Origin of the sequence: Streptomyces sp. NPDC005485 (assembly GCF_040606085.1) — a bacterium.
Taxonomy (GTDB): domain Bacteria; phylum Actinomycetota; class Actinomycetes; order Streptomycetales; family Streptomycetaceae; genus Streptomyces.
Genome location: NZ_JBEXDZ010000004.1, coordinates 49,819 through 67,635, shown reverse-complemented (window position 1 = coordinate 67,635; position 17,817 = coordinate 49,819). Strand labels below are relative to the sequence as shown.

The window sequence follows — 17,817 nt, the reverse complement described above, 5'->3', positions numbered from 1 at the left end:
GCGGCGCGTTGTCCGGGTCAGGGCAGCCATTGTTAGCCTCGCCGGACATCAGTCGTCCGAGGATGGAGTCTGTCGTGGCCCGTACCGCCGCTGTCCGTATCGCGCTCGCCACGTATCGGCCCGATCCCGGCGAGGTCAGTCGTGACGGGGATCTGCCGGTGCTGGTGCGGGCACTGGAGGGGGCGGGGGCCGGGGCGGAGGCCGTGTACTGGGACGATCCGGATGTGGACTGGGGGGCGTACGACCTTGTCGTGATCCGGTCGACGTGGGACTACAGCTGGCGGGCCGCGGAGTTCGTGGCGTGGGCCGAGCGGTGCGGGAAGGCCACGCGGCTCGCCAATCCGGTGCGGGTCGTGCGGTGGAACACCGACAAGCGGTACATCGGGGACCTGGCCGCGGCCGGGGTCCCCGTCGTGCACACCCGGTATGTCGCGCCCGGCGACCCCGGCGACCTGCCCGAGGACCACGAGTACGTGGTGAAGCCGACCTCCGGTGCGGGCGCCCGGTTCGCCGCCCGGTACACCCCCGGCGAGCGGGAGACGGCTCTGCGGCAGCTCGCGCGGATGCACGAGGAGGGGCTGACCGCGATGGTGCAGCCCTATCTGGCGCACATCGACCGCACCGGTGAGCGCGCGCTGCAGTTCTTCGGCGGCCGTCTGCTGCACGCCAGCCGCAAGGGGGCCGTGCTGGCGCCCGGCACACCGTACGACGAGGACAAGGTGGCCCACCCCGGGCTTGAGACCTGGACGCCCACCGCGGCCGAACTCGCCGTGGCCGTGGCCGCGTTGGCCGCCGTACCGGACGCTCCCGAGCTGCTCTACGCCCGGGTCGACCTCGTGGACGGCGACGACGGGGAGCCGCGGGTGATGGAGCTGGAGCTGGTCGAGCCGAACCTCTTTCTCGGACTGCACCCGGAGTCGGTCCCGGCGGTGGCGGAAGCGATCATCCGGGCTGCCGCTCGTTGACCGCCACCCGCTGCACCAGCCCCCATGTGAACTCGGCCGCGCACTCGCGCCGCACGCCCGCCGCGTCCGGCGCCGTGAACGCCAGCCCCCAGCGGGTCGGGGCCGTGCCCTCCAGGGGGCGGGCGGGGGCGAAGGCGCGGGCGGCCTCGTCGACCGTGCAGGACCAGGGAGTCAGGTCGTCGAGCGTGCGCAGGAGCGGGCCCGGGGCGCCCGGCGCGCGGACCAGCCACTCGTTCCAGGCCGCGCCGTTCGGGCCGAGCAGCACCTCGAAGCGGAGGTCCGGCCAGAGGGGGACCGGCCACAGCAGGGCCTCACAGGCGAGGTCACCGATCCGGCGCTTCTCGACATGCTCAGGCACGCCGAGGATCGAGCGGTAGCGGGAGGCCGCCGCCCTGGACCTCGGGGCGTGCAGCATCGCCTGCCAGCGGCGGTTCGCCTCACGCATGTCACCCATGGACGCGCCCAGCTCCCGGCGGGCGTCCTCGACGAGATCCGGGTTGTGGTCGGCCATGCGGCGCAGCAGGACCAGCTGGAAGTCGAGCGGGGTGAAGGGGCCGGCACCGGTGGGTCGCTTTGCGGAGGGCATGGGGTCCATGGTCGCGCACGGCGTCCGGTTCGCGCTTCGTCCCCGGGGCGCCTCAGCCGGGGTCGGGGCGATGGCTGTGGGCGACTCCTCGGGACTGTGTGCTCGTTCCTCGGCCTCTTCGCGTGCGGGGGCCGGGCCTGGGAAGCGATCGTCCGGGTGGAGGGCGTGGTGTCTGTTTTCGTCCTCCCCGCCTCCAAGGCGCCTCAGTCCATGTCGGGGCGCCGGCCGTGGGCGACTCCTCGGGACTGTGCGCGCTCGTTTCCTCGGCCTTGGCGCGTGCGGGGGCCGGGGCCCGGGCGGCGGCCGTCCGGGAGGAAGAGGACCGAGTTGACGTAGCGCGGGCCGTGCGGCGGGAGGACCCTGCGCAGCAGACCCTGTGAGACGACGTGTGCGGTGCGGGCCTGGTGGGCTTCCAGGGGGAACGACGCGAGGGGCAGCCAGGCGGCGCCGGGCAGCACCCAGCCGTCGTAGCCCCGCTCGGCGAGGTGCTCCACGACCGGGGCGATCGGCTGGATACGGGACTCCAGCTCGACGAAGAGGGCGGGGCGTTCGCGGGCCAGCAGGGTTGCCGCGCCGCGCAGCACGGCCAGCTCGTTGCCGTCCACGTCGATCTTGATGAAGTCGACGTCCCGCAGGTCCAGGCCGTCCAGCGTCACGCAGGGCACCTCCAGTGCGCGGGCGTGGATGTCCCGGCGGACCAGCGAGGACACGCCCCGGTCGCCCGCGTCGTCCGACGGCAGCCACAGACGGGCGGTGCCCGGGCGGTCGGAAGCGGCGGCGGGGACCACGCGGACGTTCGCGGGGCCGCCGGAGGAGAGCAGCCGGGCCAGGTGCGGGACGGGTTCGACGGTGACCACACGGGCGGCCCGCTTCGCCAGCCGGCGCGTCCACGGCCCGTACCAGCCGCCCACGTCCACGGCCGTGCCGCAGTCCGTGGGGCAGAGGTCGCCGAGCCGGGCCAGCTCGGGCTCGAAGCGCGGGTAGACCAGCCGGGCGGTCGCGGCGACCAGGCGCAGCGGGAGGAAGGGGGCCAGGCGCGCGGTCAGGGTCGTCATGGAGCCATCCGCTTCAGCAGCTCCTCGTGTTCGTCCTCCGTGACCTGTTCGCCGGAGGACGGCAGCAGCTGCGGGATGCCGTCCACGATCGGGTAGCGGCGGTGCAGCCGCGGGTTGTAGAGCACCTCCTCCTTCTCGGCCTCCGGCGTCAGCAGATGCAGCGGCCCCTTGTCGAGCGGGCAGGCCAGGATCTTCAGCAGCGGGTCGTCGGGGTTCATGGGGGTGTCAACTCCTTGGCACCTATGGGGGGTTGGGGCGCCGCGTCGTGTTTCGGCATGGCGAGAAGGACGGAGACCGCGAGAGCGGTGCCCGCCAGGCGCAGCGCGAGCCGCAGCGGATCGTGCGGAAGCGCCTCGCCGAACGCGAGCGTGCCGAGGACCGCCGTGAACAGACAGGTCACGGTCGTGCAGACCGGCACGATCAGCGAGGCCCTGCAGCGCTGCAGCGCCGCCTGCGACATGACGAGGCCGAACGCGCCGGTGAACAGCAGCAGATACGGGTACGGGGAGCGCAGCAGCTCGACGACCGCACTGCCCGGCCCGCTTGTCGTCAGATAGGTCGAGGCGCCCTTGATCGCCAGCGAACTCACCCCGTACAACAGGCCCACCGCGACGCCGTACTCGACGCCCGTGGACGGCACGCGGTGCCGGTGCCGGGAGCGGCGCTCGGCGGCCCCGTAGAGCCACACGCCCGCCGCCAGCGACGGCACGCAGACCAGGAGGATCAGCGGCACGGGGGCGCTGCGGCTCACCGTGTCGGAGCCCTGGCGCAGCGAGAGGACGACCATGAGCAGGGCGGCGAGGATCGCCCCGAGCGCGTACCGCTCCCGGCCGCTCGTCTCCTCGCCGAGCAGCCGCGCGGAGAGCAGTACAAGGAGCACGAGCCCCGAAACGAAGATCCCCTGAGCGGCGGCGATCGGAAGCGTGCGGTAGACCGCGAGCTGCGCGCCGAACCCCGCGGCGAGGGCGAGGGAGCCGCCGATCCACAGCGGGCTGCCGAGGACGAGGCGCAGCAGCCGGGCGGGACGCCGGAAGTTCACCTCCGGCAGAGCGGCCAACGCCCGCTTCTCCAGGACGAATCCGGTGCTGTACAGGACGTTCGCCATCAGGGCCGCGGCCACTCCCCACCACATCGGCTAGGTCCTCCGCGCGTGCAGCAGCAGGATCGAGGAGGCCGACGGAACCGCGCACGCCACCCGGTCCAGGGGGCGCAGCGGACGCGGCACACCGTGGAAGGGTGCCCCGCGCAGCCGTACGACCTCGAAGCCCGACGCGGCCACGAACTCCCGTAGCGCGCGGGCGGTGTAGAGCCGCAGATGGCCGACGACCTCCGTCCCGGGGCGGCCGTGGATGGCACGCAGGCTCACCTCGGAGAACACGGGCTGGACGCCCGCCAGAAGCAGGGCGCGGTTGTACCAGGCGGCCAGGTTCGGGGTGGAGAGCATGAGATGGCCGCCGGGGCGCAGCACGCGACGGATCTCGTCCAGGGCGGCGTCCGGGTCGACGAGGTGCTCGATGACCTCGCTGAACAGCACCGCGTCGGCCGCGCCCGCCGCGAACGGCAGGCCGCCGTCGGTGAGTTCACCGCGTACGGCGTACGGCAGGCGGGCGTGGGCGCGTCTGAGCGCGTCCTGGGACCAGTCGACGCCGACGAGACGGTGTCCGGCCAGGAGGGGCGCGGCGGTGGCGGCCGCGGTGCCGTCGCCGCAGCCGATGTCGAGGACGGTCCTCGCGCCGTCGGTGGCCGGGCCGAGCACGGCGGCCAGCATGCGCGCCTGGCGCAGGCTGCGGGGGGTGCCGGAGGCGACGGGGACGGCGGGGTCCTCGTAGAAGTCGCGCAGTTCCCTGCGCACCGGGGCGCTGGTCGTCATGAGACCTCCGTCGCGTGCAGATAGTGCTCGAAGAGGTCGCGGAGGTGGGCGCCGTCGCCGTGGCTGAGCAGGGTGCGCGACCAGCGCAGGGCGAGGTGGAGGCGGCCGGCGGTGGAGGCGGTCGTCACCGTCAGGCCGCGTGGCATACGGGCCGGCGCGGAGAACCAGACCGCGTGGGCGCGCCCGGCCGTGTCCCCGAAGTCCAGGCTGTACGGGATGCGGCCGATGTTGCTCAGGAGGGTGGTCGACGTCCAGGGGGCGACCGTTCTGCGCAGGCCGCGGGTGAGTGCGGCGCGCCACGCCACGGGTACCACGGGCGCCGTCAACAGGGCGGCGCCATGGCCGAGTTGGGGGCGCGGCAGGGACTTGAGGGCGCGGGTGCGGTCCGCCGTGCGGCGCAGCAGCTCGGCCATCCGGTCCGGGTCCAACTCCTCGGGTGTGAAGGGGACTTCGACGAGCCGGGTGCCGTTGCCGATGGGCATGTCGGTGCCCCGTGGCCGGTCGTCCACGGGCATGGTGATGCGCAGCGGGCGGGGCCGCGCGCCGTGTTCCCGGTTCCAGTGGGTGATCATCAGGGCGGTGGCGGCCATGAGCTGGTCGTTCACGGTGTACGGGGCGCCCTTGGGCCGGCGCGGGACGCTCAGCTCGGTGACGAGCAGGCCGTTGCCCGGCGAGGGTTCGGGGGTGCCGTGGACGACGCGGGCGGGCGGGGCCCAGCCGGACGGCGTGTCCACCTGCTCCTCGGGGGCGTCGGGCGGGCGGACCGGGGGCGCGGCGGGGGAGTTGTCCCGGCCGCCGTACAGCTCCGCCGCGGTGGCCAGCACGCGCAGACAGGCGGGACCGTCCAGGGCGGTGTGGTTGATGGTGAGGAAGAGGACGGTGCCTTCGGACCGGTCGTCCTCGTCGACGACTTCCAGGCGGATCGGCGGCGAGGCGGACAGGGGCGGCGCGTTGTTCAGTGCACGGTCCCGGGCGTGCTTGAGGGCGTCCCGGTCCGGCGGCGGGAACGTCACCACCCGCACGTCGGGATCGGCGGTCAGTTCCCACTCGTAACGCCGCCGGTACCAGGGCCCGGCCGCCTCGCGCATGAGGATGCGCGGGTGGCGGTGCAGGGCCTCGGTGAACGCGGACGTGAGACGGGCGGGGTCCAGCCGGCCCGGCAGATGGACCTCGATGTGGACGGTCTCGGGCTCCTCCTCCTGGTGGCAGTGCCGGGCGACCTCGTCCACCACGGGGAACGGCACGCGGTCGGGCGGCCGCGCCGGGCCGTCCGTGCCGCCGCGTGCGGGCTGTTCCAGTGCGGTCATGCGGGCCGGCCCTTCTCCGCGTCCGTGTCCGTTCCGGTACTCGTATCGGTGGTCCCCGTGCCGGGTGCCGGCGTCTCGCCGGGCCGCTTCGGGGTGTCCTCCGGCTCGGGCGGCGTCGCCTTGAACCGCGGCTTGCGGAACCCGATCCGTGCCGTCGGCGGGTCGGGATCCGGCCGCGCGGACTCCGGGCCGCGCGCGGAGATGGTGGTGCTGGAGGCGAGGCCGGAGCCCGTCGTGGGACCGGGCTCCGCAGCGGGACCCGGGGCGCCGGGCCCGCCGGCCTCCCCGCGCCGCCGCTGCGGAAGCGGCGCGGTCGGTGCCTCCGAGCCGGGCGGCGCCGCGAACTGTGCCGTCGTCCCCGCCGCATCGGGCGCACTGGGCTCTTGCACACTCACGAGCGCGGCGAACAGGCCGATCAGGGCCAGCAGTTGGGCCGCCGGCCCGAACGCGCCCTCGCCCGCGCCCACCGGCGACCCGGCCCCCGTCGCCGCCGCGATCCCCGCCCCCACGAGCGAGAGGAAGGCGATCGGTACGAGCAGGGCGTGCCGTTTCCACGCGAGCAGGGCCAGCACCGGGACCAGCAGGGCGAAGAAGCCCGCGATCACGATGCCTACGAGCGTGAGCGCGACCGTGCCGAGCCACAGTCCGGGGTCGGGCGGCAGCGGCTGCGGCACGTCGGGGTTGGGCGAGCGGCGCCGCCACAGGGCGAGCCCGGCGAGCGCCGCCACCGCGACTCCGCCGCCGATCAGCCCGGCCTCGTACGTCGTCGAGGGCCCGTAGGAGAGCTTGACGGTCCCGCCCGCGCCGGACGGGATGCGCCAGCCCTGCTGCCAGCCGTCCAGCCGTACCGGCGTGAGTTCCTTGCCGCCCAGAGTCGCCTTCCAGCCGTCGTTGTAGTTCTCGTACGTCGTCAGGTACGAGGCGGCGCCCGAGCCGACCGACACCTCGCGGCGGTCGCCCAGCCAGTCCCGTATCTTCAACTCGCGTGCGCCGGCGGTGGCTTCGGTGCCCACCGTGCCGCTGGTGAGCGTCACATCGGTCACGACCAGCGGGCCCGCGTCCCCGGCCTCGACCCGGTGCGAACCCGCGTCGAGCTGCAACCCGTCCTCCGCACGCCCTTCTTGACATAGCGTCAGTTCGATGCCGCGACGCTCCACGAGATCCCGTACGGTGCCCTTCGCGCTCGTCTCGTACAGTTTGCCGTCCACCGCGAGCACCGGTCCCTTGCCGCACGGGAGGGTGAACGTGCGGGTGGCCGAGGGCTGGGGGGTGCGGTACTGGTCGAGGGCCGGGATGTAGGCCTCGGTCAGGCCGACGGGCAGTTGCAGGTCCTCGTCCGCGACCGGGTTGTGGACGGTCAGCGGCGCCGTCTTCGTGACCGTGATGTCGAGGTGGTCGGTCGTGATCGGGTCGAAGCGGACCCAGCCGTTCTCGTCGACTCCGGCGATCGCGGCGCCGTCCGGGGAGCTGATGTTCACCTCGGTCGGGCGGGTGGACAGGCCGCCCGCCGGGGCCAGCACGATCGAGGAGACCGGCTGCTTGTCCGGCCAGCTGAGGTGGATCGTCGGCCGGTCGCCCGCGATCCACGCCGTCGTGAGGTCGCCGTCGGTGAGGTTGCGCGCGGACAGGCCCGCGCCCATTCCCGCCGTGGAATCGGCCGTCGCGGTGATCCGGCGCTCCTGGTCGGGCGCCACCTCGTAGAGCAGCTTGTCGAGGCCCTCGCCCGGGATCGGGACCGCGCTCGCCTTCACGTCGTACGTGCCCGACGTCGACGTCGAGAAGCGGCGGTGCAGGCCCGCCTCCGTGCCCGTCGGGGAGAGGCCGGTGGGGTCGGCGGTGCGGTGCAGCGAGACGATCTCGGAGGAGGCGTCCGAGCCGGCGGCGTCCGTCGGGAGCCGCAGCAGCCGGGTCACCTGGACGTCCGGGAGGTCGATCTCGGAGAAGCCCGCACCCGTGAGGCCGGTGTGCCGGGCGACGGAGTCGACGATCGTGATCCTCATCCAACTCGTCGATCCTGCACGGGCGTTGATGCGCTGCGTCATGCCGTTCGGTTCGAGGAAGCTGGTGACCGACCCCTTCTCCGTCTCCACCCGCACCCGCGTCGGCGCCGACCGCACGCCGCCCTGGGGCAGCGGTGTGACCTTGAACGACGACGGCATGTCGATGGACCCGGTGAACCGGATCCGCAGCCACTGCCCGTTCGCCGAGCCCGCCGCGCCCTCCGCCCACGCGGTGTCCGGGTTGCCGTCGAAGGCGTTCACGGGGTCGTACTGCGGCAGCTGGAACAGCCAGTTGCCGCTCGACGACGCGGTCACCGAACGGGCGCCGCGCAGCTGTGCCACCGTCTGGTGGTCCAGGCCCTGCATCGGCAGGATCTGGTGCGGCTTCCTCCCGGCGTCCTGCGCGCTGTCGGAGGGGTTCCGCTCGTCGGCGGTGTACGTGTACGAGGTGTTGGAGTTGACCAGGCCGAAGCGGGTGTCGGCGCGCCGCATCCCGTCACCGAGGATCTGCACCCCGGGCGTGCCGAGGCCGGGATGGTTGTCGCCGGTCAGGACCGTGGCCCGGCCCCGCATCGACGGGTCGGCGGCCAGCGGCAGCAGCGCCTCGGGACCACCGGAGACGACGGCCGTGTCCGCGATCGGCTTCAGCCCGGCCTGTCCGGGGCGCGGCACACCTTCGCCGGTCGGCTCGTAGATCTCCACGGCGCGCTGGCGCGGATACAGGCCCTCGACCTGCATGGGTGTGTCGTTCGCGATGCGTCCGCCGGTCATCACCGGGCCGAAGCCGGTCACCCGCTGGTAGCCCGACTGCTCCAGGGTGCGCTTGACGGTCGCGGTCGGCACGTAGCCGACCTGGTCGGGGTCGAGGTCGTTGCGCACGACGACGTAGTAGAGGCCCGCGCGGCTCAAGTAGTCGGCCAGGCCCGGCACTTGGCCGCCCGTCATCAGCGACTGCTCGACCGCGTCCATGGCGCGCCGGTTGCCCGGGGTGCCGAACGGCACGTAGTCGCGCTCCGCCCAGCGGGAGTCGGCGAGGACGTCGAGGGGTTCGTCGATGGGCGAGCCCCAGGTGTAGATGCCGTGCGCGGTGGCGGGGACGACGAGGGCGCGCGAGTCGGGGGAGTACTTCTTCAGCCAGTCGGCGGTGGTCTCCCAGTAGGTGGGCAGCTTCTGGAACGAACCCGGGTTCAGGATCGACCCGTTGAGGTAGGGCCAGGCGAGACCGGGCAGCACCAGGATCGCGGCGACCAGCGGGGCGAGGCGGCGTCCGCGCACCCGGCGGGCCCCGCGTTCCTGCGCGGCGACGCCCACCAGGTGCGCCAGGCCGAACACGAGGGCGAGAGCCAGGCCCGTCTGGAACTTGTAGATGTTGCGGAAGGGGACGAGACCGCCGTTCAGCCAGTCCTGGACGACACCGTGGAAGGGTGCGCCGAACGAACCGCCGTACCCGGCAAGGGTGATGAGCGCGACCGACAGCACGGTCAGCACCAGCCAGCGGCGCTCGGGCATGTCCCGTCTCGCGAGGCCCGCCAGGCCCAGCCCGGCCGCGAGCGCCGAGCAGACGATCACGATCACCGAGGACGCGACGGTCCAGCCGGCCGGCAGCCACGCCTCGCCGAAGTGCAGGTACGCGACCCAGTTGCCGCCGCCGCGCAGCGACTCGGTCGCCGACATGGTGGCCGTCGTCGTCTGCGAAGTCTCCACGTAGGGAAGGAAGTTCTCGCCGTAGATGCCGAGCATCAGCAGCGGGACCACCCACCACGCGGTCGCCAGGATGACGCCGGGCACCCACCAGGTGATCAGCTTGCGCTGCCGGGGTCCGCTCGGGCGGGACAGCAGGTACAGCCCCACCGGCAGCAGGGAGGCCAGGGTCGCGGCCGCGTTCACACCGCCCATGAAGGGGATGAACAGCGCCGAGCGGAGGGCCGCGACGCGAGCGGTGAAGCGCTCGTCGGTGAGCGGGAGCAGCACCCACGGGAGGAAGGCGCCGGGCAGCGCGGCCGCCGAGGTCGAGCCGACGACGATCGTGAACACCGGCCACAGCGCGTACGCCACGGCCGCGAGCAGACGGGACGCACCGCTCCCGATCCGCAGGCGCTCGGCCAGCCGCAGGGCGCCCCAGAACGCCACCGACACGATGAGCGACAGCCACAGCCGCTCCGCCAGCCACACCGGGAGATGGATCAGCTTGCACAGGCCGTAGAACGGCAGCATCGGCCAGGCGTAGCCGACGTACTGGTCCTGGATGCCGCCGAAGCCGCCCCGGTCGTGCCACAACTGGCCGAGGTCGGAGAGGAACTGCCAGGGGTCGAGCGCGACCCCGAGCTTGGTGTCGAAGGTCGTCCGCCCGGGGTGCACCACCAGGACCAGGACGAACACCACGGCCCAGAACCCCACCAGCCACCGCCGCGACCGCGGGCCCTCAGGGGGTCCCGCGGTGGCCCGGGCGGTGGGGACGGCTGCCGGGGGAGGAGCCTGGACCGTGGTCGTCATGGTGGACACCGCCGGAGGATGAGGAGGAGATTCCAGGTGGCGAACTCGCGCAGTCCCGGCGTCTTCGCGACGGCACCGGCGAGGAAGGGCCAGTAGCGGGAGCGCGCCTGGACGACCGTGACGTCGTCGCGGGCACGGACCTGCCGCAGGGTGGTGCCGATGTGTACGGCGAAGAGGTTCTCGCCGAGGGTGTGCTTGGCCGGTACTCCGGTACGGCGCTGGTAGCGGGCCCGCGCCCGCTGCGCGCCGAAGTAGTGCCACGGCGCCCACTCGTGACCGCCCCACGGGGACAGCCAGTTGGTGAACGACACGTAGATCAGCCCGTCGGGGCGGGTGACCCGCACCATCTCGCTGAGGAACGTCTGCGGGTCGGACACGTGCTCCAGCACGTTGGAGGAGAAACAGACGTCGGCGGTGGCGGACGCCAGGGGCAGCAGGTATCCGTCCGCGACCACGGCCCCGTCCGGCGGCTTCGCCCCCAGCTCCCGCACGTCCGGCTCGAACAGGTAGGCATTGGCCCCCCGCCGCCGGAACTCCTCGGTGAAGTACCCGCTGCCCCCGCCGACATCGACGACGGTCCGCCCCCGCACGCCGCCCCCGTACGCCTCGACCTGGTCGGCCGCGTCACGCGCGAGCAGCGAGTAACAGGCCTCGGGATCGTCCTGCTCATGAAGGAAGGCCCGGAAGAGCGCGAGGGAACGGCGAAGGGAGGGATCCTTCCAGTGGGCGGCGGCGCCGTGCGGGCGCACCAGGCCACCGCCGACCGTCTCGGACGCCGGGGAGTCAGCGGAAGACGTGGCCGGGCGGCGGTCGTCGGGGCCGGGGCTCATGGGCGTCACCCCTGCCAGGAGGTGACCGCCTCCGCGGCCACCGTCCTGAACTGGCGGACCGTGTGATTCCAGCGGTACTGGGCGGCACGGTCGCGAGCCGCCTTGCCCATGAGTTCGCGGCGGTGGGCGGAGAGGGCGAGGGTGCACCAGGCGGCGGCGAAGGAGGACTCGCCGCGGGCCAGGACGCCCGTCTCGCCGTCCTCGACGGAGTCCCGCAGTCCGGGTACGTCGAAGGCGATCGTCGGGGTCTCGCGTGTCGCGGCCTCGGTGACCACCAGGCCCCAGCCCTCGACCGCGGAAGGGTGCAGAAGCAGCCACGCCGCGCACATCAGCCGGTGCTTCTCGGTCTCGGAGACATGGCCGACGAACTCCACGCCGGGACCCGCGAGTTGGGAGAGGCGTTCGCGTTCGGGGCCGTCGCCGACGATCACGAGCCGGCCGCCCGTCACAGGGCGCACACGCTCCCAGAGCCGTAGGAGGAGATCGATCCGTTTGTACTCGACCAGCCGCCCCATCGCCAGGAACAACGGCTCCGGTGAACGCGGGGTCCGCGGACCCGGCTCCTCGACCCCGTTGTGCACGACGCGGATGCGGTCGTGCTCGACCCCGATCGAACTCAGGGCGTGGGCCGTCGACGGCGAGACGGCGACCAGGAGGTTGTGGCGTTGCGCGCCCGCGAGCGCCCAGTGCTCAAGTCTTCGGCCCAGCCGCGCCGCGGGCGCCAGCGGCCCGCCGAACCGCATCCGCCACAGGTCGGTGTGGACGTGGTTGACCAGGCAGAGCGTCGGCCCGTGGTGCCACAGCGGCGCCAGGTACGGCATGCCGTTGCACACCTCGACCAGCAGGTCGCAGTCGCCCACCTGACGGTGGAACGCCGAGCGGGCGCGCAGAAAGTGGCCGTAGTCGCCGCCGGCGGAGACGACCCGGTAGTCGCGGTAGGACGCGGGGCCGCCGCACAGCAGGGTGACCTGGTGGCCGAGCTGGGTCAGCCCGTCGGCCAGCCGGTCGACGAGGAGTTCGGACCCGCCGGCGGCCGGATTGTCCAGGTCGCGGTGGGCGAGGAAAACGATTCGGCGCGGGTGTGGGGGGTGCGCCGGAGGGTACTGCGCGGAGCGCGGGAACGCTTCGCGCAGTGGGGAAGGCACGTGCTGGGGCATAGGTGCTCCAACTCGTCAGGGTGCGGAACTCAGCGTGGGGGGCGTACAGGGCACGGTGCGGATCTGGTCGGACACGCGGTGCGGGTTGCTGTGGGGGGACTGAGCTCTTCTTGGGTGAGGGATGTGGACGGGTTGTGCTCGGGTGGGTGGACAGTTTTCGCCCAGCCGTTCGCCACGGCTACTCACCGAAGTGACAATTTCCGGGGTTATTAGAACTGACGTCACGTCACATCGTGAGCGGAGGCGGCGGCATCTCGGACGTATCGGGGCGCCGCCGTCCTCGTACCACCAAAACGCCCCCCACCGCCACGAGGACGAATCCGGCCACAGCGGCACCGATCGGCAACGTCTGCCCCACCATGCGCAGTTGACCGCTCTCCTTCTTCGCCTGCTTCACCTGGTCCTTCTGCGTCGCGGTGGTGAATCCCAGCTTCTCGCTGTCCAGGAGCACGGCGGCGTCCTTCTTCGAACCGGGGGCACGCAGCGTCTTCCGGGGGCCGACCTGGGCGTAGATCACCCGGCCGGTGCGCTGGTCGACGACGAGTTCGATGAGGTGGTTGGCGTACCACTCCTCGGCGAGCACCTGACTGCGCTCCGGCTCGTCCACGATCGCGCCCGGGACCAGGCGTGTTCCGGTCCGGGTGGCGGGCACGGTGCCGGTGAACCGGTAACCCTGGTACCCCTGCACCTTCTTGGTGCCCTTGTAGTGCAAAGTGACTGTCGCGCCAAGGGAGTTGTCCCACCAGCGGTACGAGTGTTTCTGCACGTCGAAGGGGAACTTCAGGTAGGCGTCACCCTCGAAGTAGGGCTTCTCGCGGCAGCAGTGCACGGGCTCGTTGGTCCTGCGGTCGGTGACCCAGCGGCCCGGCATGAACTCCAGGGCGTCGTGCGGGTCGGCCGCCGGCAGCGACTTGTCCGTGTCGACGGTGGTCGTCACGTCCCAGACCGCCTTCCCGCTCTTCTCGCTGTCGGCGACATCGCCGCGGACCTGCTGGGTGACGGTGATGTGCTGGTCGGGCACGGTCTTGACCTTGTCGACGTCGAAGACGCTGCCCGTGCCGGTGTAGATCGCGGTGGTGTCGATGTCGACCGGGTTCACGGCGGCGCGCGGCTGCACGTACCACGCGAGCAGCGGGGCCAGGACCAGGAGGAACGTCCCGAGCCCCAGCAGGATCAGGGAGACGGGTGAGGCGGTTCTGCGCATCCGGGCACTCCAGGGGCGTGAGGGGCTCGACTCACCGGGAGGTACGGATGGATACAGGTGCATACGGGTGGGTCGACACCGTGGGAGGAAATGCACGTGCGGTACGGGCCGGGAACCGTAGGCGCACCCTTGACGGGGTGTCAATGCATTGTCGAGACTGGCCACTGCCGGGCCGCTGTTCGGCAACGGGTGGGAACCGCGGGGCCGAGGGACACGGCCGCGCGGAGCGCCGGGATGGGGACGACCTCCGACAGAGAGGCTCACCCTGCCATGTCCAGACTGCTCGCCGCCGCCCTGACCATGGCGGCCGCCGCCGCACTCGCCGTGGGCGCCGCCCTAGGCATCGTCGCCCTGCTCGACGCGACCCCGGACCAGCCGAACACGCCGCTGATCACCTACGAGAATGCCGGCCAGGAGCGCTGACCGTGATCCCTCACCCGGGAACCGTCACCACCGGCTCGGCCTGGCGCGACGTTCCCCGACTCCAGGTGCGCCGGTTCGCGGCGCTCGCCATGGAACAGGCCCCGGCCCTCGCCGAGGAGATCCTGCGCGAGATCCGCCGCGAGTACCCGCACCTGCCCGTCGTGCTCGACGACTCCGGCGAACCCATGGCGCTGATCGGCATCCGCCGGGCCATCGAGGTCTTCGTGCAGCACCTGGAGAGCGCCGAGGGCCACCCGCGCGTCCACCCCGAGGTCTTCCAGGAATTCGGCCGCGGCGAGGGCCTGCACGGCCGCAGCCTCGACTCCCTTCAGGCCATCTACCGACTGGGCGTCCGGCTCGCCTGGCGCCGCTTCGCCGAGATCGGGCAGATGGTCGAGATCCCGCCACCGGCGATGTACGAACTCGTCGACGCCGGATACGAGTACCTGGACGGCCTCGTCGACCAGTCCGTACGCGGCTACGCCGAGGCCGCGGCACGCCAGGCCGGGGAACGGCTGCGGCTGCAGCGCCGCCTCATGGAACTGCTGCTCGCCGAGCACCACCGCGGCGACCCCGCCGAGGCACTCGTCGAGCGCGCCGCCCGCATCGGCTGGCCGCTGCCCAAGAGGGTCGCCGTCGCCGTGCTGCTGCGCCCGGCCCGCGAGGCCGTCGCGCCCGCCGTCGGACAGGACGTGCTCCTGGACATGGAGTACGAGCAGCCGCGCATGGTCGTGCCCGAGCCGGCCGCCGCCGGCCGCCCGGAGCTGCTGCACCGCGCCCTCGCCGGGTGGGCGGGCGCGGTCGGGCCCCCGGTGCCGCTGGCCGACGCGGCGAAGTCGCTGCGCTGGGCGGAGGCCGCCGTACGGCTGATGGAGCGGCGGCTGCTGCCCGCCGGTGAGGTGCTGCACTGCACGGAACACACCGAGGCCCTGGTCCTCCTCCAGCCCGAGGAACTCATCGACGACCTCGCCCTGCGATGCCTGGCCCCCCTCGAACACTGCGGCCCCACCCACGGCCGCCGCCTCGCCGAGACCCTGCTCGCATGGCTGGAAACACGCGGTGGCGCCCCCGAGGTCGCGGCCCGCCTCGGCGTCCATCCCCAGACCGTCCGCTACCGCCTGCGACAGATCCGCGAACTGTGGGGCGACGAGATAGACGACCCGGACCGCCGCTTCGAACTGGAACTGGTGTTACGGGCACAACGGCTGCGCGGGGAACTGGGAGACCCCCGGGCGCGCCGCTGACGTGGGCGGTCGCCGGGCGTCAGGACAGCGCCGTCCACGCCTGGTCGACCAGCCCGGCGACCTGTTGCGGATCATGGCCCACGTCACCGGACACCTGACGGATCTGCACGGTCAGGCCGTCGGCGGTGCGCTGGCAGGAGATGACGTGCACGCTGTCGGAAGCCGGGGTGCCGCCGGAGTTCGTGGGGTCGTTGTAGATCACGCAGTCCACTTTCCGGAAGCTGCTCAGCTTGTTCGGGGCCACGACCAGTCCCAGCTGGACGGGATCCTGATACGCGACGAACGGCCGTGGGGAGCGCGCGCGGACGGCCGTCAGCTGGAAGAGGTTCTCGAACTTGCGGTCGGCGAAGCTCTGGACGACGGCCGGGGCGCCGCCGTACGCCGTGGACAGCAGACCGGTGCTGCGCCGGTCCGCCGTGGCGAACTGCTTCGCGTTCTTGTCCGCGCTCCCGTCCTTGCGCAGAGCCTTCGCCGCGGCGTCCTGGTGCAGGAACTCGCCGAGCTTCTCCGGCGCGGACAGGGCGGCCGTCGACCCGCCGGTCAGGGCACCCTGCCCGCCGGCCGCGGAGGTGTCGTCCCTGGTCAGCAGCCAGGGCACGCCGATGACGGCCGCACCGAGGAGCAGGCCCGCGAGGCCCACCGTCACCGGCCGGGCGTACCAGGCGGCTCTTGGTGGGCCCGGAGCGGGCGGAGCGGAGGCGGGCATCGGCGGAGGTGCGAACGGGCCGGGCGGTTCCGTCATGCCTTCTCACCCTGGCCTTCCCCCGTGGCGGATGCGTGTGGGGGCTCTTCCCGTCCGGCCGCACCCGGAAACGCCAGGACTCCGCAATCGACCTGGGGCCCGCCCATTGCCGCCCCCGCCCACTATGACTAGCCTGTGTTCGTCATGCCGATCGTCTGTTGAAATTTCGAACACAGGCACTGAGACATATAGGGAGGGGGCCGGTTGTGGGACGCCTAGTACCTGCCGTGACCCGGGCTCTCGACATACTCGAACTCTTCCTGGACGGGGACGGAACGCTCTCCGCCCCCGACATCGTGCGCAGGCTCCAGCTGCCCCGCACGACCGTGCACGAGCTGGTGACCACCCTGGCCGCCCGTTCGTACATCGTCCAGGTGCCGGGTCAGCCGGGACGCTACCGGCTCGGTGTACGCCCGTACCAGCTCGGCAGCCGCTACGCCGAGCAGCTGGACCTCGCCGCCGAGGGGCAGCAGGTCGCCCGCTCGGTCGCCGAGACATGCGACGAGACCGTCCACGTGGCGATCCTCGAGGGCACGGATGTCATCTACATCGCGAAGGTGGACTCCACGCACGCCGTGCGCATGGTGTCCGCCGCCGGGCGCCGGCTGCCCGCCCACTGCACCTCCGTCGGCAAGATGCTGCTGGCCTCGCTCCCCGAGCCGGAGCTGACCGCGCGCATCCCCGGCGACGCGGACCTGGTCGCGATGACGCCCAACAGCATCACCGACCCGGCCGCCCTGCGCGAGGCCCTCGTCGAGATCCGCGCGCGCGGCATCGCCGTGGAGCGCCGTGAGTCCAATCCGGACGTCAGCTGCGTCGCCGCCCCGGTGCGCGACCGCACGGGCCGGGTCGTCGCCGCGCTCTCCATCTCCGTGCCGATGATCCGCTGGAGCGACGACCGCCGTATCGAGCTGGAGCAGCTCGCCGCGAAGGGTGCGGCCGAGCTGTCGGAGCGGCTCGGCCACCGGAGCGTGGCGTGAGCGCGATCGAGGTCGCCGTCCGCGAGGAGGCGGCGCTCGGCGAGGGGCCGACCTGGGACACGGCACGGCAGCGGCTCATCTGGGTCGACATCCTCGGCTCCCGGGTGCACACCTACGACCCCGCATCCGGGCGCCGTACGGTCATGGTCACCGAGCAGCACGTGGGCGCGGCGAAGCCACGGGCGGGCGGCGGTCTGGTCGTCAACCTCCGCGACGGCGTGGCGCTCTACGGGCCCGAGGGCCAGGACTTCCGGTGGCTGCACCGGGAGGTCGTCCCGGGGCGCCGGGGCAACGACGCGGCGGTCGCACCCGACGGCACGCTGTGGGCCGGCACGATGCGCTACGACGAGGCGGCGGGCGGCGGCACGCTGTCCCGCTTCTCCGCGGACGGCACGGCCGAGGCGGTCCTCGACGACGTGGCGGTGAGCAACGGCACCGGCTGGAGCCCGGACGGACGGCTGATGTACTACATCGACTCGCCGACCCGGCGGATCGACGTGTTCGACGTGGGTGAGGATCAACTGCCCGTAAACAGGCGGACGTTGGCGACCGTCGAGGACGGCTTCCCGGACGGTCTCACCGTCGACGCCGACGGGTGCGTGTGGGTCGCGCTGTGGGACGGCGGCGCGGTCCGCCGCTACACGCCGTCCGGCGAGCTGGACCGGGTCGTGGAGCTGCCTGTGCGCCGCCCCACGGCCTGCGCCTTCGGCGGCGCGGACCTGACCGATCTGTACATCACCACGGCCTGTACGGGGCTGGAGGCGCCGCACCCGATGTCGGGCTCGGTGCTGGTGCTGCCCGGCGCGGGGAAGGGCCTGCCGCAGCCCGCGTTCGCCGGGTAGCGATTCCCGGGCAGCGCGCCCCATGAGGTCCGAGGCCCCCGTCCAGTCGCTGGACGGGGGTCGTCGATTTTTGCGCAAACCATTGACGAGAAAGCGCTTCCTATCTACGGTCCCGTTCG

At 72.6% G+C, this 17,817-nt stretch carries 16 protein-coding genes; 5 read left to right on the top strand and 11 right to left on the bottom strand.

Translation table 11 applies throughout. The features are described from left to right. Window positions 1-62 precede the first annotated feature (62 nt). Window positions 63-965: a hypothetical protein gene (locus tag ABZS97_RS03180; RefSeq protein WP_356132897.1), complete on the top strand. Its 903-nt coding sequence runs from the start codon at window positions 63-65 to the stop codon at window positions 963-965. Here the strand turns inward: ABZS97_RS03180 and ABZS97_RS03175 are convergent. The 10 genes from ABZS97_RS03175 to ABZS97_RS03130 all read right to left on the bottom strand — a co-directional run bounded on the left by ABZS97_RS03175 (window position 943) and on the right by ABZS97_RS03130 (window position 13,467). Continuing rightward, the gene (locus ABZS97_RS03175; RefSeq protein WP_356132895.1) at window positions 943-1,560 is read right to left on the bottom strand and encodes a hypothetical protein; all 618 of its coding nucleotides are present in this window, start codon (window positions 1,558-1,560) and stop codon (window positions 943-945) included. The two genes, ABZS97_RS03180 and ABZS97_RS03175, sit on opposite strands and share 23 nt — an antisense overlap. 194 nt (window positions 1,561-1,754) lie before the next feature. Then, window positions 1,755-2,606, bottom strand: coding sequence for an FkbM family methyltransferase (locus ABZS97_RS03170; protein ID WP_356132893.1), 852 nt, complete (start codon window positions 2,604-2,606; stop codon window positions 1,755-1,757). Then, entirely contained in the window at window positions 2,603-2,824 is a 222-nt protein-coding gene (locus tag ABZS97_RS03165; RefSeq protein ID WP_356132891.1) for a Trm112 family protein, read from the bottom strand. The genes ABZS97_RS03170 and ABZS97_RS03165 overlap by 4 nt, the downstream gene beginning before the upstream one ends. After that, on the bottom strand, window positions 2,821-3,726 hold the full coding sequence (locus tag ABZS97_RS03160) for a hypothetical protein (protein ID WP_356132962.1): 906 nt from the start codon (window positions 3,724-3,726) through the stop codon (window positions 2,821-2,823). Before ABZS97_RS03160 ends, ABZS97_RS03165 begins: the two co-directional genes overlap by 4 nt. A 15-nt stretch (window positions 3,727-3,741) precedes the next feature. Beyond that, the gene (locus ABZS97_RS03155) at window positions 3,742-4,476 is read right to left on the bottom strand and encodes a methyltransferase domain-containing protein (RefSeq protein ID WP_356132889.1); all 735 of its coding nucleotides are present in this window, start codon (window positions 4,474-4,476) and stop codon (window positions 3,742-3,744) included. Beyond that, window positions 4,473-5,783, bottom strand: a complete 1,311-nt coding sequence (locus ABZS97_RS03150; RefSeq protein WP_356132887.1) for a condensation protein — start codon at window positions 5,781-5,783, stop codon at window positions 4,473-4,475. Before ABZS97_RS03150 ends, ABZS97_RS03155 begins: the two co-directional genes overlap by 4 nt. After that, entirely contained in the window at window positions 5,780-10,276 is a 4,497-nt protein-coding gene (locus tag ABZS97_RS03145; protein WP_356132960.1) for an alpha-(1->3)-arabinofuranosyltransferase family protein, read from the bottom strand. Before ABZS97_RS03145 ends, ABZS97_RS03150 begins: the two co-directional genes overlap by 4 nt. Further along, window positions 10,273-11,106 (bottom strand): class I SAM-dependent methyltransferase, encoded by an 834-nt coding sequence (locus ABZS97_RS03140; RefSeq protein WP_356132885.1) that lies wholly within the window; start codon window positions 11,104-11,106, stop codon window positions 10,273-10,275. The genes ABZS97_RS03145 and ABZS97_RS03140 overlap by 4 nt, the downstream gene beginning before the upstream one ends. Window positions 11,107-11,111: 5 nt before the next feature. Continuing rightward, complete coding sequence (locus ABZS97_RS03135; protein ID WP_356132883.1) at window positions 11,112-12,263, bottom strand: glycosyltransferase family 4 protein; 1,152 nt, start codon at window positions 12,261-12,263, stop codon at window positions 11,112-11,114. A 226-nt stretch (window positions 12,264-12,489) separates the two neighbouring features. Next, window positions 12,490-13,467 carry a DUF3068 domain-containing protein gene (locus ABZS97_RS03130; RefSeq protein ID WP_356132881.1) on the bottom strand — a complete coding sequence of 326 codons (978 nt, stop codon included), beginning with the start codon at window positions 13,465-13,467 and terminating at the stop codon, window positions 12,490-12,492. A 270-nt stretch (window positions 13,468-13,737) separates the two neighbouring features. Here ABZS97_RS03130 and ABZS97_RS03125 point away from each other — a divergent pair, with 270 nt between their 5' ends. Beyond that, entirely contained in the window at window positions 13,738-13,890 is a 153-nt protein-coding gene (locus ABZS97_RS03125; protein WP_356132879.1) for a hypothetical protein, read from the top strand. A gap of 2 nt (window positions 13,891-13,892) precedes the next feature. After that, the gene (locus ABZS97_RS03120) at window positions 13,893-15,134 is read left to right on the top strand and encodes a helix-turn-helix domain-containing protein (protein ID WP_356132877.1); all 1,242 of its coding nucleotides are present in this window, start codon (window positions 13,893-13,895) and stop codon (window positions 15,132-15,134) included. A gap of 19 nt (window positions 15,135-15,153) precedes the next feature. Here the strand turns inward: ABZS97_RS03120 and ABZS97_RS03115 are convergent, their stop codons facing one another. Further along, window positions 15,154-15,876, bottom strand: coding sequence for a hypothetical protein (locus ABZS97_RS03115; protein WP_356132875.1), 723 nt, complete (start codon window positions 15,874-15,876; stop codon window positions 15,154-15,156). 206 nt (window positions 15,877-16,082) lie between these two features. Here ABZS97_RS03115 and ABZS97_RS03110 point away from each other — a divergent pair, with 206 nt between their 5' ends. Then, the gene (locus ABZS97_RS03110) at window positions 16,083-16,856 is read left to right on the top strand and encodes an IclR family transcriptional regulator (protein WP_356132873.1); all 774 of its coding nucleotides are present in this window, start codon (window positions 16,083-16,085) and stop codon (window positions 16,854-16,856) included. Beyond that, the gene (locus ABZS97_RS03105; protein ID WP_356132871.1) at window positions 16,853-17,698 is read left to right on the top strand and encodes an SMP-30/gluconolactonase/LRE family protein; all 846 of its coding nucleotides are present in this window, start codon (window positions 16,853-16,855) and stop codon (window positions 17,696-17,698) included. The genes ABZS97_RS03110 and ABZS97_RS03105 overlap by 4 nt, the downstream gene beginning before the upstream one ends. Window positions 17,699-17,817: the final 119 nt, after the last annotated feature.

Coding starts and splice junctions, on each gene's coding strand:
- ABZS97_RS03180 (WP_356132897.1), top strand. CDS start 63: ATGGAGTCTGTCGTGGCCCGTACCGCCGCTGTCCGTATCGCGCTCGCC.
- ABZS97_RS03175 (WP_356132895.1), bottom strand. CDS start 1,560: ATGGACCCCATGCCCTCCGCAAAGCGACCCACCGGTGCCGGCCCCTTC.
- ABZS97_RS03170 (WP_356132893.1), bottom strand. CDS start 2,606: ATGACGACCCTGACCGCGCGCCTGGCCCCCTTCCTCCCGCTGCGCCTG.
- ABZS97_RS03165 (WP_356132891.1), bottom strand. CDS start 2,824: ATGAACCCCGACGACCCGCTGCTGAAGATCCTGGCCTGCCCGCTCGAC.
- ABZS97_RS03155 (WP_356132889.1), bottom strand. CDS start 4,476: ATGACGACCAGCGCCCCGGTGCGCAGGGAACTGCGCGACTTCTACGAG.
- ABZS97_RS03150 (WP_356132887.1), bottom strand. CDS start 5,783: ATGACCGCACTGGAACAGCCCGCACGCGGCGGCACGGACGGCCCGGCG.
- ABZS97_RS03145 (WP_356132960.1), bottom strand. CDS start 10,276: ATGACGACCACGGTCCAGGCTCCTCCCCCGGCAGCCGTCCCCACCGCC.
- ABZS97_RS03140 (WP_356132885.1), bottom strand. CDS start 11,106: ATGAGCCCCGGCCCCGACGACCGCCGCCCGGCCACGTCTTCCGCTGAC.
- ABZS97_RS03135 (WP_356132883.1), bottom strand. CDS start 12,263: ATGCCCCAGCACGTGCCTTCCCCACTGCGCGAAGCGTTCCCGCGCTCC.
- ABZS97_RS03130 (WP_356132881.1), bottom strand. CDS start 13,467: ATGCGCAGAACCGCCTCACCCGTCTCCCTGATCCTGCTGGGGCTCGGG.
- ABZS97_RS03125 (WP_356132879.1), top strand. CDS start 13,738: ATGTCCAGACTGCTCGCCGCCGCCCTGACCATGGCGGCCGCCGCCGCA.
- ABZS97_RS03115 (WP_356132875.1), bottom strand. CDS start 15,876: ATGACGGAACCGCCCGGCCCGTTCGCACCTCCGCCGATGCCCGCCTCC.